General features: G+C 62.3%; 13 protein-coding genes and 1 other RNA gene. 10 read left to right on the top strand and 4 right to left on the bottom strand.

Annotated features, from left to right (window positions below; translation table 11 throughout):
* Positions 1 to 18: 18 nt before the first annotated feature.
* On the bottom strand, positions 19 to 426 hold the full coding sequence (fur, locus tag ASF84_RS00100) for a ferric iron uptake transcriptional regulator (protein ID WP_056833994.1): 408 nt from the start codon (positions 424 to 426) through the stop codon (positions 19 to 21).
* 98 nt (positions 427 to 524) lie between these two features.
* On the opposite strand from fur, the gene ASF84_RS00095 reads away from it, so the two are divergent.
* On the top strand, positions 525 to 1,061 hold the full coding sequence (locus ASF84_RS00095; RefSeq protein ID WP_056833992.1) for an outer membrane protein assembly factor BamE: 537 nt from the start codon (positions 525 to 527) through the stop codon (positions 1,059 to 1,061).
* Positions 1,062 to 1,119: 58 nt separating this feature from the next.
* Here ASF84_RS00095 and ASF84_RS00090 read toward each other — a convergent pair whose 3' ends face one another.
* Entirely contained in the window at positions 1,120 to 1,440 is a 321-nt protein-coding gene (locus ASF84_RS00090; RefSeq protein ID WP_056833990.1) for an RnfH family protein, read from the bottom strand.
* Complete coding sequence (locus ASF84_RS00085) at positions 1,433 to 1,867, bottom strand: type II toxin-antitoxin system RatA family toxin (protein ID WP_056833989.1); 435 nt, start codon at positions 1,865 to 1,867, stop codon at positions 1,433 to 1,435. Before ASF84_RS00085 ends, ASF84_RS00090 begins: the two co-directional genes overlap by 8 nt.
* A gap of 237 nt (positions 1,868 to 2,104) precedes the next feature.
* Here ASF84_RS00085 and smpB point away from each other — a divergent pair, with 237 nt between their 5' ends.
* The gene (smpB, locus tag ASF84_RS00080) at positions 2,105 to 2,587 is read left to right on the top strand and encodes an SsrA-binding protein SmpB (RefSeq protein WP_056833987.1); all 483 of its coding nucleotides are present in this window, start codon (positions 2,105 to 2,107) and stop codon (positions 2,585 to 2,587) included.
* 109 nt (positions 2,588 to 2,696) lie between these two features.
* Here smpB and ASF84_RS00075 read toward each other — a convergent pair whose 3' ends face one another.
* Entirely contained in the window at positions 2,697 to 3,464 is a 768-nt protein-coding gene (locus tag ASF84_RS00075) for a GntR family transcriptional regulator (RefSeq protein ID WP_056833984.1), read from the bottom strand.
* A 371-nt stretch (positions 3,465 to 3,835) separates the two neighbouring features.
* Between ASF84_RS00075 and ASF84_RS00070 the strand changes: the two genes are divergently transcribed.
* The 8 genes from ASF84_RS00070 (at position 3,836) to ASF84_RS00040 (ending at position 14,123) form a co-directional block, all read left to right on the top strand.
* Positions 3,836 to 5,524, top strand: a complete 1,689-nt coding sequence (locus ASF84_RS00070; RefSeq protein WP_056833982.1) for a lactate permease LctP family transporter — start codon at positions 3,836 to 3,838, stop codon at positions 5,522 to 5,524.
* 115 nt (positions 5,525 to 5,639) lie between these two features.
* Complete coding sequence (locus tag ASF84_RS00065) at positions 5,640 to 6,473, top strand: (Fe-S)-binding protein (RefSeq protein WP_056833980.1); 834 nt, start codon at positions 5,640 to 5,642, stop codon at positions 6,471 to 6,473.
* Positions 6,470 to 7,945 (top strand): LutB/LldF family L-lactate oxidation iron-sulfur protein, encoded by a 1,476-nt coding sequence (locus ASF84_RS00060; protein WP_056833977.1) that lies wholly within the window; start codon positions 6,470 to 6,472, stop codon positions 7,943 to 7,945. Before ASF84_RS00065 ends, ASF84_RS00060 begins: the two co-directional genes overlap by 4 nt.
* Positions 7,945 to 8,616 carry a LutC/YkgG family protein gene (locus ASF84_RS00055; RefSeq protein WP_056833976.1) on the top strand — a complete coding sequence of 224 codons (672 nt, stop codon included), beginning with the start codon at positions 7,945 to 7,947 and terminating at the stop codon, positions 8,614 to 8,616. The genes ASF84_RS00060 and ASF84_RS00055 overlap by 1 nt, the downstream gene beginning before the upstream one ends.
* Positions 8,613 to 11,423, top strand: a complete 2,811-nt coding sequence (locus ASF84_RS00050; protein ID WP_056833974.1) for an FAD-binding and (Fe-S)-binding domain-containing protein — start codon at positions 8,613 to 8,615, stop codon at positions 11,421 to 11,423. Before ASF84_RS00055 ends, ASF84_RS00050 begins: the two co-directional genes overlap by 4 nt.
* A gap of 497 nt (positions 11,424 to 11,920) precedes the next feature.
* Positions 11,921 to 12,205 carry a hypothetical protein gene (locus ASF84_RS00045; protein ID WP_056833971.1) on the top strand — a complete coding sequence of 95 codons (285 nt, stop codon included), beginning with the start codon at positions 11,921 to 11,923 and terminating at the stop codon, positions 12,203 to 12,205.
* An 84-nt stretch (positions 12,206 to 12,289) separates the two neighbouring features.
* Positions 12,290 to 12,681, top strand: a transfer-messenger RNA (tmRNA) gene (gene ssrA / locus ASF84_RS28225).
* 185 nt (positions 12,682 to 12,866) lie between these two features.
* Positions 12,867 to 14,123, top strand: coding sequence for an integrase domain-containing protein (locus tag ASF84_RS00040; protein WP_056833969.1), 1,257 nt, complete (start codon positions 12,867 to 12,869; stop codon positions 14,121 to 14,123).
* Positions 14,124 to 14,161 lie beyond the last annotated feature (38 nt).

The raw sequence follows: 14,161 nt of genomic DNA, 5'->3' as shown, positions 1-14,161 counted from the left end.
ATGCACGCAATAAAAGACTCAGTCTTTCTTGCTGCGCACGTAGAGCACCAGATTGTGATCGACCAGCTCGAAGCCATGCCGCTCGACAATGGCCTTTTGCAGCGATTCGATTTCCTGGTCGAAGAACTCGATGACTTCGCCAGAATCCACGTTGACCATATGGTCGTGGTGGCCGCCGTCAGCCAGTTCGAAGACCGCATGACCGCCGTCGAAATTGTGGCGCACGACGAGACCTGCCGCCTCGAACTGAGTCAGGACACGGTAAACCGTGGCCAGGCCGACGTCCTCGCTGGCGTCCATCAGTGCCTTGTAGACATCCTCGGCGCTCATGTGACGCTGCTCGGCAGAATCGAGCATCTGGAGGATCTTGACCCGTGGAAGGGTCACCTTGAGTCCTGCTTTACGTAGTTCGCTATTTTCAACCATGGTCAGCTTTCTCGCAGACGCTGCTTCGCAGCTTCTCTTAATGCAGGTATGATCGGAGTTTACGTTGTCCCAGCCAAGATAGTGGAAGTCGCCCACCGATGCAAAACACCAAGCTCTTGCTAACCAGTTTCACACTCGTGGGACTGCTCGCACTCGCCGGTTGTTCGTTCCCCGGGGTTTATAAAATCGACATCCAACAGGGAAATGTCGTCACGCAAGACATGATAGACCAGTTGCGCCCGGGAATGACCCGACGGCAAGTACGGTTTATCATGGGTAACCCTCTGCTGACCGACACGTTCCACACCGATCGCTGGGATTACCTGTACAGCATGCAGCCCGGTGGCGGCGAGCGTCAGCAGGAACGTGTCAGCCTGATCTTCAACAGCAACGATCAACTGGTCAGCCTCTCAGGCGACTTCATGCCCGGCGTCAGCCGCGATGAAGCCATCCTGGGCCAGGGCAGCAACACCACCACCGAGCCTGCCACGGCACCGATCGAGCATCAGCCGCAGCCCAAGCCGGAAGAACCTCCGCGCCCAGGTTCGCTGCTTGACCAGATCCAGAAAGACGTCGACAGCGTCGAAACCATACCGACCCCCGTCCAGGAACCCCTGGAAACGTCGCCACGGTAACGCCGCCATAAAAAAAGCCCGGTTCGCCGGGCTTTTTTGTGCCTGTCATTTGTAAAGCTTATGAAGGGCGCGCCTTTTTCAGCACCCGTGCCGTTTTGGCAGCACGCAAACGCCGGATCTCCTTGGGGTCGGCCAGCAATGGTCGATAAACCTCGATCCGCTCGCCGGCCTGCACGATGCGCACCTGCGGATCACTGACCCGCTTGCCGAAGATCCCCACCGGGCAGGTCGTCAGGTCCAACTGCGCAAAGGCCTGCCCGATACCGCTGATCAGCAAAGCCTGGTAGACCGTACTGCCAACCGGCACCTGCACCGCCAGCAGCACCTGACGTTCAAGGCCGGCATGCACCACCTCGATTTCGATCAGGGTGTCAGCCATGCAATTGCTTGGCGCGCTGACAGAAGGCGTCGACCAGCGTATTGGCCGCCTGGTTGAACAGCGGCCCCAGCGTGGTCCGCACCAGGGCACCCGAATAGTCGAAGGACAAGTCCAGGCTGATCTTGCAGGCCTTGTCGTTCAATGCCTTGAAGGTCCACACCCCGTGCAGCTGGCTGAACGGCCCCTCGACCAGATCCATGGTCAGCGACTCGCCCGGCACCAGGGTGTTGCGCGTCACGAACTTCTGACTCAACCCGCCCTTGGCGATTTCAAGACTGGCACGCATGTGCGTGTCGCTGCTCTCCAGCACCTGCGCAGCCGCGCACCAGGGCAGAAACTCCGGGTAACGCGCGACATCATTGACCAGGTCGTAGAGAAACCGGGCCGGGTACGGCAACAGGGCCGAGCGTTGAATATGCGTAGTCATGTCAGCGTCATTTCCAAAACTGAGCGGCACACATCACAAGAATGCCGAATGGCGCCACAAAGCGCATCTGGTAGAAATACAAGGGTCAACAACTTCGGTGCGCCCTATCAGATCGGCCACCCACCCCATCGAAACCTGCATAAAAAGAGACCGCATTGTCCGGGATTCATCCAGTGTGCTCAAGCGCACCGCTTGCCCATAGCCGACATCGAAGCAACTGCCTATAATGCGCCCCCTATGGCCAAACTCAAAAAGCACCCTACAGGGACCATCGCGCAAAATAAAAAGGCGCGTCACGATTACTTCATCGAACACAAGTTCGAGGCCGGTCTGGTCCTGTCCGGTTGGGAAGTAAAAAGCCTGCGTGCCAACAAGGTACAGCTGGTCGACAGCTACGTGTTGCTCAAGGATGGCGAGGCCTGGCTGATGGGCAGCCATATCACGCCACTCAAGACCGCCAGCACGCACGTCATCGCCGACCCGACACGCACCCGTAAACTGCTGCTCAACCAGCGCGAGCTGGAAAAGCTCTTTACCTCCGTGCAGCAAAAGGGCTACGCCTGCGTCGCCTTGTCGCTGTACTGGAAGCAGCACCTGATCAAGTGCGAAATCGCACTCGGCAAGGGCAAGAAGGAATACGACAAGCGCCACACCGAGCGCGAACGCGATTCCGACCGCGAGCTGCAACGCGCCGTGCGCAGCAAGGGCAAGGACGACTGACCCCAGAAACACCTTGTAGGAGCGACCAACGGTCGCGAAAAAACCCGCAACTCACTGCGGCCTTCGCGACCGCTGGTCGCTCCCACGTACAGGCGCCTGCCCGCACACCCTACAAATTATGCCGCCGCTCGGCCCGCGCAGCCCTTTCGCCCTGCTGGCGCACCTCGTCCAGCACCTCCTGCACATACATCAGGTGCCGGCTGGACACTTCACGCGCATCCTCCGCCCGCCGCTCGATGATCGCCAGAAACAGCTCCCGGTGCTGCTCGATCAGCATGTCGCGGGTTTCGCTGCGCTGCTTGTACATGCCACCAATGTTGATCACCACGTTGCGCCGCACCAGGTCGAACAACCCGCGAATGGTGTGCAACAGCACCGTGTTATGGCTGGCCTCGGCAATCGCCAGGTGAAAATTGGCATCGGCCGCCGCCTCTTCGGTCCCACCCTCCTCCTCGGCCCGTGCATAACAATCCTGCAGCGCATCGAATGCCTGGCGCAGACGCTCGCGATCCAGGTCCGTCGCCCGCAGCGCAGCGTAATAGGCGCATGACGCCTCCAGCGTATGACGAAACTCCAGCAGGTCGCGCTGGGCATCCGGGCTGTTTTCCAGCAAGTGCAACAGAGGATCACTGAACGTCGACCCCAGGTTTTCGGCCACATAATTGCCGCCGCCCTGGCGGCTGATCAGCAGCCCCTTGGCCGTCAATTTCTGGATGGCCTCACGCAGCGACGGACGCGACACGCCAAACTGCTCGGCCAGGGCACGCTCGGCCGGCAGGCGACCACCGGCCTTCAACGTCCCCTCGAGAATCATTTTTTCCAACTGCTCGACAATATCGTCCGACAAACGGCGCTGCCGCACCTGACCAAAGCCCATAACCCTCACTCCACTTCCCGATCCCGTTATCGGGCTGTCTATTCTGGCCCATTGAGACGCTGTCGGCACCTGCTGCAAGCGCTTGCGCAGCCGGCCACCAAGCCAGTTGCCATCCCCGCATCAGACCAAAGTCCCAAAAGGACAAATTGACACACCCCAAGCAAGGCCTCTAACCTAGCGACCAAGCATTGTAAATTGGTATTACCAATTATCCAAGCGCAATGTCAGATGGTTGACCACCATCGCATCGCCGGACCTTTCCCGACCGGAAAGGCCAGAACTGGCGGGCTGGACACCACGCACCGTGACACCGATCGGCGGCGCACGTCACAGCACACCGGGCCTAACCAAAAACAACTAGGGGCCACCCCATGCAGACCTGGCAACAACTCTATACCCCCCTTGGCAGCCTGGGCTTATCCGCCGCCGCTGCGCTCATCCCCATCGTGTTCTTCTTCCTGGCGCTGGCGATCTTCCGGCTCAAGGGGCACATCGCCGGCAGCATTACCCTGGCGCTGTCGGTGCTGGTGGCGATCTTCGCCTTCCAGATGCCGGTCGACATGGCCCTGGCGGCGGCCGGCTACGGGTTTGCCTATGGTCTGTGGCCGATCGCCTGGATCATCGTCGCGGCGGTGTTCCTCTACAAACTGACCGTCAAGAGCGGCCAGTTCGAGATCATCCGCAGCTCGGTACTGACCATCACCGACGACCAGCGCCTGCAAGTGCTGCTGATCGGTTTCTGCTTCGGGGCCTTCCTCGAAGGCGCAGCCGGCTTCGGCGCCCCGGTGGCCATCACCGCCGCCCTGCTGGTCGGCCTGGGCCTGAACCCGCTGTACGCCGCCGGCCTGTGCCTGATCGCCAACACCGCGCCTGTGGCCTTCGGCGCACTGGGCATCCCGATCATCGTCGCCGGCCAGGTCTCGGGCATCGACGCCTTCAAGATCGGCGCCATGACCGGTCGCCAGCTGCCATTCCTGTCGATCTTCGTGCCGTTCTGGCTGATGTTCATCATGGACGGCATGCGCGGCGTCAAGGAAACCTGGCCTGCCGCCCTGGTGGCCGGCGCCAGCTTTGCCATCACCCAGTACCTGACCTCCAACTTCATCGGCCCGGAACTGCCCGACATCACCTCGGCCCTGGTGAGCATCATCTCCCTGACCCTGTTCCTCAAGGTCTGGCAGCCGCAGCGCGCCACTGATGTGGTGATCAGCGGTGGCGGCGCAGCCATGCTGGGTGGCGGCGGTGGCAGCAGCCCGCTGGGTTCGCGCACGCCATCGCCCTACAGCGCAGGGCAGATCTTCAAGGCCTGGTCGCCGTTCCTGATCCTGACCGCCATGGTCACCGTCTGGACCCTGAAACCGTTCAAGGCGCTGTTCGCCGCCGGTGGCCCGCTGCAGGCCTGGACCATCAACACCGCCGTGCCTTTTCTGGACCAGATGGTGATCAAGGGCACGCCCATCGTCGCCAAGGCCACGGCCATGCCGGCGGTGTACAAGCTCGACCTCATCGCCGCCTCGGGCACTGCGATCCTGCTCTCGGCCATCGTCTCGATGATCGTGCTGCGCATCAGCGCAAAAATTGGTATTACCACTTTTAAAGAGACAGTCATCGAGTTGCGCTGGGCCATCGTTTCGATCGGCATGGTGCTGGCCTTCGCCTTTGTCATGAACTACTCGGGCATGTCCTCGACCCTGGCCTTGGTCCTGGCCGGCACCGGCGCGGCCTTTCCGTTCTTCTCGCCGTTCCTGGGCTGGCTGGGCGTATTCCTGACCGGCTCCGACACCTCGGCCAACGCGCTGTTCGGCTCGCTGCAGGCGACCACCGCGCACCAGGTCGGCGTCAGCGACGTGCTGATGGTCGCGGCCAACTCCAGCGGCGGCGTGACCGGCAAGATGATCTCGCCGCAATCGATCGCCGTGGCCTGCGCCGCCACCGGCCTGGTCGGCAAGGAGTCGGACCTGTTCCGCTTCACCCTCAAGCACAGCCTGTTCTTCGCCACGCTGGTCGGCTGCATCACCTACGCCCAGGCGTACTGGTTCACCGGCATGCTCGTGCATTGACAGTGCCAACCCTGGCGCCGGCCCCTGAAGCCGGCGCCATCCATCGATATCCCGTGTGCGGTCGCCCACAACGCAGCCGCGCACGGATAACCGGGCCCACCCGGAGAAGCACCTGATGAGCGATCTGTTCTACAACGCAGCTTCTACTGCCCCCGCCAATGCCACCCGCCTGGCCCCGCGCCATGCGCCGCGGCAGTACCCGACCAACAAACCGCAACAGGTCTACCTGTTCGGCACCTGCGTGGTCGACCTGTTCTTTCCTGAAGCCGGCATGGACGCCATCCACCTGCTCGAACGCGAAGGCATCGAGGTGATCTACCCGCCCGAACAGACCTGTTGCGGGCAGCCGGCCTACACCAGCGGCTACACCGAGCAGGCCCGCAGCGTGGCCCGTGCCCAGGTGCAGTTGTTCGACGGCGACGCGCCGGTGATCCTGCCGTCAGGTTCCTGCGCCGGCATGTTCCGCGAGCACTACCCGGACCTGTTCAGGGACGAACCCGAGATGCTGGCCAAGGTTCAGGCGCTGGCCGCGCGCACTTATGAGCTGACCGAATTCTTGCTGCACGTGTGCCAGGTGCGCTTCACCGACCACGGCCAGCCCACCCGCATCGCCCTGCACACCTCGTGCTCGGCGCGCCGGGAAATGAACACCCACCTGCACGCCCGCGAACTGCTCGGCCAGTTGCACAACGTCGAGTGGGTCGAGCACGACCACGAAAGCGAATGCTGCGGCTTCGGCGGCACCTTCAGCGTGCGCATGCCAGACATCTCCGGCGCCATGGTGGCCGACAAAACCCGATCGCTGAAAGCCTCCGGCGCCGACCAGATACTGACCGCCGACTGCGGTTGCCTGATGAACATCAACGGCGCCCTGGAAAAACAGCGTGAGTCCCTGCGCGGCCAGCACCTGGCCAGCTTTCTATGGCAACGCACCGGAGGCCGCTCATGAACAGCCACACGCGCATTCCTGCCGTACAGATAGAAGAACCCGACTTTCGCCAGCGCGCCCACCAGGCCCTGGGCGACGCCCAGTTGCGCGGCAATTTCCGCCGCGCCATGGACTCGCTGATGACCAAGCGCGCCGCCGCCTTCAGCGATGCCGACGAGCGCGAAGACCTGCGCGACCTGGGCAACGCCATCCGCGCCCGCGCCCTGTCCAAGCTGCCCGACCTGCTGGAGCAACTGGAACGCAACCTGATCCGCAACGGCGTCAAGGTGCACTGGGCCGAGACCGTCGAAGAAGCCAACGCCATCGTGCTGTCGATCGTCGAGGCGCATGAAGCCCGGCAACTGATCAAGGGCAAGTCGATGGTCAGCGAAGAAATGGAGATGAACCATTTTCTTGGCGAGCGCGGCATTGAGTGCCTGGAAGCCGACATGGGCGAATACATCGTGCAGATGGACCACGAAAAGCCCTCGCACATCATCATGCCGGCCATCCACAAGAACGCCGCCCAAGTCGCCAAACTGTTTAATGAAAAGCTCGGCGTCGAGTACACCACCGACGTCGACCAGTTGATCCAGATCGGCCGCCGCGTGCTGCGGCAGAAATTCTTCGAGGCCGACATCGGCGTCTCCGGTGTCAACTTCGCCGTGGCCGAGACCGGCACCCTGCTGCTGGTCGAAAACGAAGGCAATGGCCGCATGGTCACCAGCGTGCCACCGGTGCACATCGCCGTGACCGGCATCGAGAAAGTCGTCGAAAACCTGCGCGACACCGTGCCCCTGCTGTCGCTGCTGACCCGCTCGTCGCTGGGCATTCCGATCACCACCTACGTCAACATGATCTCCGGCCCGCGCCAGGCCCACGAGTTGGACGGCCCGCAAGAAGTGCATCTGGTGCTGCTCGACAACGGCCGCAGCCAGGCCTTTGCCGACAGCGAACTGCGCCAGACCCTCAACTGCATCCGCTGCGGCGCCTGCATGAACCACTGCCCGGTCTACACCCGCGTCGGCGGCCACACCTACGGCGAGGTCTACCCCGGCCCCATCGGCAAGATCATCACCCCGCACATGGCCGGCCTGAACAAGGTTCCTGATCACCCCAGCGCCTCCTCCTTGTGCGGTGCGTGCGGCGAAGTCTGCCCGGTGAAGATTCCGATCCCGGCCCTGCTGCGCCGCCTGCGCGAAGAAAACGTCAAGGCGCCCGACAGCCCCAACCCGGTAATGCGCGACCAGGGCCAGAAATACTCACGCAAGGAACGCCTGATCTGGAACCTCTGGGCGCGGCTCAACACCTCGCCTGCGCTGTACCGCGCCTTCGGCTTCATGGCCACGCGCCTGCGCGGCCTGACACCGGGCAATATCGGCCCCTGGACCCAGAACCACAGCGCGCCCAGGCCCGCCGCCCGCTCGCTGCACGACCTGGCCCGTGACCACCAGCAGGGCAAACCGCAGCCCCGCCCCACAGGAGAGCGTTGATGAACGCCCGGCACAACATCCTCGCCAAACTGCGCCACAGCCTGGCCGGCACCCAACCGATTGCCGACATTTTCAATGAAGCGCTGGTGACCGACCCCTGGTCCTACCCCGCCGACCAGCGCATCGCCCAGTTGCGCAAACTGATGGAAGCGGTGCACACCGAAATCCACCTGTGCACCGAACAGAACTGGCCGCAACGCCTGGCCGCACTGGTCGCCGAGCGGCAACTGGACAACCTGCTGATCGCCCCGACCACGCCCCACGGGCAGCGCATCACCGCGCACTGGGCGCAGCACCCAGGCCTGGCGCCGCTCAAGGCCTACGACCGGCCCATCGAGCACTGGAAACAGGAAATGTTCGACGACACCGCCGCCAGCGTTACCTCGACCCTGGGCGCCATCGCCGCCACCGGCAGCCTGATCCTCTGGCCGACCCGTGAAGAACCGCGCCTGATGAGCCTGGTGCCGCCGGTGCACGTTGCTCTGCTCAAGGCCAGCCAGATCTACGACAACCTGTACCAGGTGCAGCGCGAGCAACAGTGGGCCGGCGGCATGCCGACCAACGCCCTGCTGGTGTCCGGCCCGTCCAAGACCGCCGACATCGAACAAGTGCTGGCCTATGGCGCCCACGGTCCCAAGGACCTGGTGGTGCTGATTCTGGAGGACGCATGACCCTGCCCGCCGATTTCCTGCGCCAGGCGCAGTTGCTCATCCCGCCTGCGCGGCGCTTCGACGACCCGCTCTCGACCCTGGCCTTCGGCACCGACGCCAGCTTCTACCGGCTGATCCCGAAACTGGTGATCCGTGTCGAATCCGAAGCCGAAGTCATCGCCCTGCTCAAGCTGGCCCAGGCCTCGCGCGTACCGGTGACCTTTCGCGCCGCCGGCACCAGCCTGTCGGGCCAGGCCATCAGCGACTCGGTGCTGCTGGTGCTCGGCGATAACTGGAACGGCCGGGAAATTCGCCAGCACGGCGCGCAGATCCGCCTGCAACCGGGGGTCATCGGCGCCCAGGCCAACGCCTGGCTGGCACCGTTCGGGCGCAAGATCGGCCCGGACCCGGCCTCGATCAACGCCTGCAAGATCGGCGGCATCGTCGCCAACAACGCCAGCGGCATGTGCTGCGGCACCGCGCAGAACACCTACCACACCTTGGCCGGCCTGCGCCTGGTGCTGGCCGACGGCACCTGCCTGGACACCGAAGAACCGGCCAGCGTCGCCGCCTTTCGCACCCGCCACGCCCACCTGCTGGGGCACCTGGCCCGGCTGGGCCGCGAGACCCGCGCCAACACCGAACTGGCCGCCCGCATCCGCCACAAATACCGGCTGAAAAACACCACCGGCCTGTCGCTCAACGCGTTGGTCGACTTCGACGAGCCGCTGGACATCCTCAGCCACCTGCTGGTCGGCTCCGAAGGCACGCTGGGCTTTATCAGCGCGGTGACCTACGACACGGTGCATGACCACCCGCACAAGGCCTCGGCGCTGATCGTCTTCCCCGACGTCGAAACCTGCTGCAACGCCGTCACCGTGCTCAAGCAGCAACCGGTGGCCGCCGTCGAACTGCTCGACCGCCGCAGCCTGCGCTCGGTGCAAGACAAACCCGGCATGCCGGCCTTCGTGCGCGCGCTGTCGGACAACGCCTGCGCCCTGCTGATCGAAGCCCGCGCTGCCAGCCAGCCGCTGCTGCATGAACAACTGGCTCAGATCATGACCGCCCTGGCGCCGTTCCCGGTGGAAAAACAGGTCGACTTCAGCGAAGACCCGGTGGAAAACGCCCGCCTCTGGGCGATTCGCAAAGACACCTTTCCAGCGGTCGGCGCGGTGCGCCAGACCGGCACCACGGTGATCATCGAAGACGTGACCTTTCCGGTCGAGCAACTGGCCATCGGCGTGCGCCGCCTGATCGAGCTGTTCGACAAACACCGCTACGACGAAGCGATCCTGTTCGGCCACGCCCTGGAAGGCAACCTGCACTTCGTCTTCACCCAGGGCTTCAACAGCCCGGCCGAAGTGGCGCGCTACCAGGCGTTCATGGACGACGTCGCAGAACTGGTGGCGGTGGAATTCGGCGGCTCGCTCAAGGCCGAACACGGCACCGGCCGCAACATGGCGCCTTTTGTCGAAAAGGAATGGGGCACCGACGCCTACCAACTGATGTGGCAGCTCAAGCGCCTGCTCGACCCCAACGGCATCCTCAACCCCGACGTGGTGCTGAGCGACGACCCGCAGATCCACCTGAAAAACCTCAAACCGCTGCCGGCTGCCGACGACATCGTCGACAAGTGCATCGAATGCGGCTTTTGCGAGCCGGTCTGCCCCTCCAAGGGCCTGACCCTGAGCCCGCGCCAGCGCATCGTCATCTGGCGTGACATCCAGGCGCGCAAACGCAACGGCGAAGACACCACGGCGCTGGAGCGCGACTACCACTACCAGGGCATCGACACCTGCGCCGCCACCGGCCTGTGCGCCCAACGCTGCCCGGTGGGCATCAACACCGGCGAACTGGTGAAAAAACTGCGCAGCCAACAGGCGCACCACGACAAGGCCGCCGGCTGGCTGGCCAGCCACTTCAAGACCGCCCTGCAGGGCGCGCGCTTCACCCTGCACGCCGCCAACGGCGCGCGCATGCTGCTGGGCGCGCCGCGCCTGGCCAAATGGTCGGCCAGCCTGAGCAAAGCCTCCGCCGGCCGTGTGCCACAATGGACGCCGGCCATGCCCCAGCCCGAGCAAGCCATTCGCCTCAGCGCACCGATCCACGACGCCCGCCCCCGCGTGGTCTACCTGGCCGCCTGCGTCTCGCGGGTCATGGGCCCGGCCATCGGCGACCGCGAGCAATCCTCCCTGCTCGACAAGACCCGCCACCTGCTGGAAAAAGCCGGCTACCAAGTGGTGTTCCCCGACGACCAGGACACCCTGTGCTGCGGCCAGCCCTTTGCCTCCAAGGGCTACACCGAACAGGCCGACGCCAAGCGCACCGAACTGCTCAACGCCCTGCTCAAGGCCAGCCGCGGCGGCCTCGACCCGATCTACTGCGACACCAGCCCCTGCACCCTGCGCCTGGCGCAGGACCTGGCCGACACCCGCCTGGACCTCTACGACCCGGTGCGCTTCATCCGCACCCACCTGCTGGACAAACTGACCTTCACCCCGCAACAAGAAGCGGTGGCTGTGCACGTCACCTGCAGCACCCAGCACCTGGGCGAAAGCCAGGCCCTGATCGAACTGGCCCGGCGCTGCAGCGTCAACGTCGTCATCCCCGAAGGCATCCACTGCTGCGGCTTTGCCGGCGACAAAGGCTTCACCACCCCCGAACTCAACGCCCACGCCCTGCGCCCGCTCAAAGACGCCGTGCAACACTGCAACGAAGGCATCTCCACCAGCCGCACCTGCGAAATCGGCCTGTCCCACCACTCCGGCATCGACTACCACAGCCTCGTCTACCTGGTAGACCGCGTCACCCAACCCCGCCGCATCTAACCCAAAAAAGGGGCAGAAATGCCCCTCACCCAGCCCCCGCCACCAAAACCACTGACACCCCCGAACTTCATCCCCCACCCACCACCGTGGGAGGCGGCTTGCCGGCGATGACTGACGTCCAAACACCACATACCCATCGCCCATACCCGTCCCATACTCAGAACACCACCCGCAGCAAGCAGCGCCCAACAGAATCAATGTCCGCCTGAACCTCATGCCTCGCTCACTCAGCCCGTGGGAGGCAGCTCTGCTGGCGATGACTGACTTCCAAGCACTACATATCTATCGCCCTACCCAACCGCTACCACCCAGATCGCCCCCTTTCAGTGCATATTCACCGCATTTTCAACATTTCATTTCACCCCCAAAAATAAATAGAACCCCTGCCAAGCGGCACAGTCAATCCTGTAAGCCAGATGAAACAGATGGCTTTTTAATCTCGGAATCCCGTCCCACCGACGGACCCCACCGAGTCCACAGGTTTATGGAGAAACAACATGAAACGTACCGCTCTCACCGGACTGTTCTTCAGCGCTGCCCTGCTGGCCTCCCCCGTTTTCGCCGCAGACGACCTGTGCGACACCAACCTGCAAGTCCTCAAGGACGCCCAGGTCTCCACCAACAGCAACCTGAGCATGGACAAAAAGACCGCGCTCAAGACCACCCACGACGAAGCCGCTGCCGCCAAAGCCGCCGGTGACGAAAAGAAATGCATCGAGCTGACCTCCAAGAGCATTTCCGAGCTCAAGCTGATCGGTTCGGGCAGCCAGGGCGCCAAATAATCGCCGGCAGTCCGCTTCAGTGGGTCGACTTCACGCCTCGAAAGGCGTAGACTGCGCCCCACTGACTGCCCGCAAAGCAGTCACGGGGCCGATTTGGATTCGACGCCGGTGATGAAACTCTAGGTGCATGCCGACTTGGTAACAGAAGTCGTAAATCCACTGTTGCAACTTTCTATAGTTGCCAATGACGAAAACTACGAGGGCTACGCTCTCGCCGCGTAAGCGGTGCGACTAGCTCTTCTGGTAGCTTCGGCTCCAGCAATCACTAGGGGATGCCTGTAAACCCGAAGTGATTGTCATATAGAACAGGATCGTCACTTAGGACGTTGTGGCCGATGTGACTAAAACTTACACAACTCGCCCAAAGCACCCTGCCCGTCGGGTCGCTGAGGGTTAACTTAATAGACACGGCTAAGCATGTAGGACCGACAGCGGAGTACTGGCGGACGGGGGTTCAAATCCCCCCGGCTCCACCATTTGATCAACTAAAGACGTCCACGGACGTCTTTTTTTGTGCCTGGAGTCCAGCAAATACGGGGGTTTCAGCGCTTATGGGAGCTTTGGAGAGTTTCTGAGTTCCAGCCGCTTTGGTATCCCAGGTGGTATCCCGAACTGCCAAATGCTATTTTCAGGATACCAAAACGGTGCTGGAGGTAGCCCCATGCCTACTAACGCAACCCGCCTCTCAGATCGCCAGCTCAAGGCGGTCAAGGCAACTGGTAAAGATTTCGTCCTCAGCGACGGCGATGGCTTACAGCTTAGAGTCCGCGCAAGCGGCTCAATGATCTGGAATTTCAATTACCGCGAGCCCCTGACCAGACGCCGTATCAATATGGCGCTTGGTCCCTACCCCGACCTTTCGCTAGCCAACGCCCGGAAGAAAGCCGCAGAGGCGCGTGAGCTGCTCGCTTTGGGCACTGATCCCAAAACCCAGCGTGATGAGGTAAGGCAAGCCAAACTTGCTGAGACTGAACACACTTTCGAGAAGGTGGCCACCGCTTGGTTCGAGCTGAAGAAAGACTCCGTAACCAAAGCCTACGCCGAAGACATTTGGAGATCGCTGACGCTTCATGTATTCCCAAGCATGAAAACAACGCCGCTCTCTCAAATCACTGCTCCGATGGTTATCAAGATCCTTCGTCCAATCGAAGCTAAAGGGAGCCTCGAAACCGTTAAACGATTGAGCCAACGACTCAACGAGATCATGACCTACGGGGTCAATTCCGGGCTGATATTCGCGAACCCCCTCAATGGAATTCGGGCGGTGTTCAAGAAACCCAAGAAAGAGAACATGGCTGCGCTACCACCTGAGGAGCTTCCCGAGCTCATGATGGAAATCGCGAACGCCAGCATCAAGCGCACCACCCGCTGTCTGATCGAATGGCAACTGCATACGATGACCCGCCCTTCCGAAGCAGCCACCACACGATGGGCAGATATCGACTTCGACAAGCGCATCTGGACCATTCCGCCAGAGCGCATGAAAAAGCGCCGGCCGCACACAATCCCTCTTACCGATCAGGCACTTGCGTTACTGGAGACGCTCAAGCAACTCAGCGGTAACCGAGAGTACGTGTTCCCCTCAGATAGAAATCCCCGCACCCATGCCAATAGCCAGACCGCCAACATGGCGCTGAAACGCATGGGCTTTCAGGACCGTCTAGTCAGCCACGGTTTGCGCTCGATGGCGAGCACCATCCTGAATGAGCATGGCTGGGATCCGGAACTGATCGAGGTCGCGCTGGCGCATGTCGACAAGGACGAAGTTCGTAGCGCCTACAACAGGACTGACTACATCGAACGCCGGCGTCCGATGATGGCGTGGTGGAGTGAACATATCCAGAACGCGGCCACCGGCAGCCTGTCGGCATCGGCTATCAATCAAACCAGAGATCGCAACGTCGTACCGATTCGCTGAACATCCAAAAGGTACGCGGCACCGGCTACGATTCGTGT

This window comes from Pseudomonas sp. Leaf127 (assembly GCF_001423155.1).
Classification (GTDB): Bacteria; Pseudomonadota; Gammaproteobacteria; order Pseudomonadales; family Pseudomonadaceae; genus Aquipseudomonas; species Aquipseudomonas ovata.
Note: the sequence above shows the minus strand (reverse complement) of the source record. Positions and strands in the feature narration are given on the sequence as shown.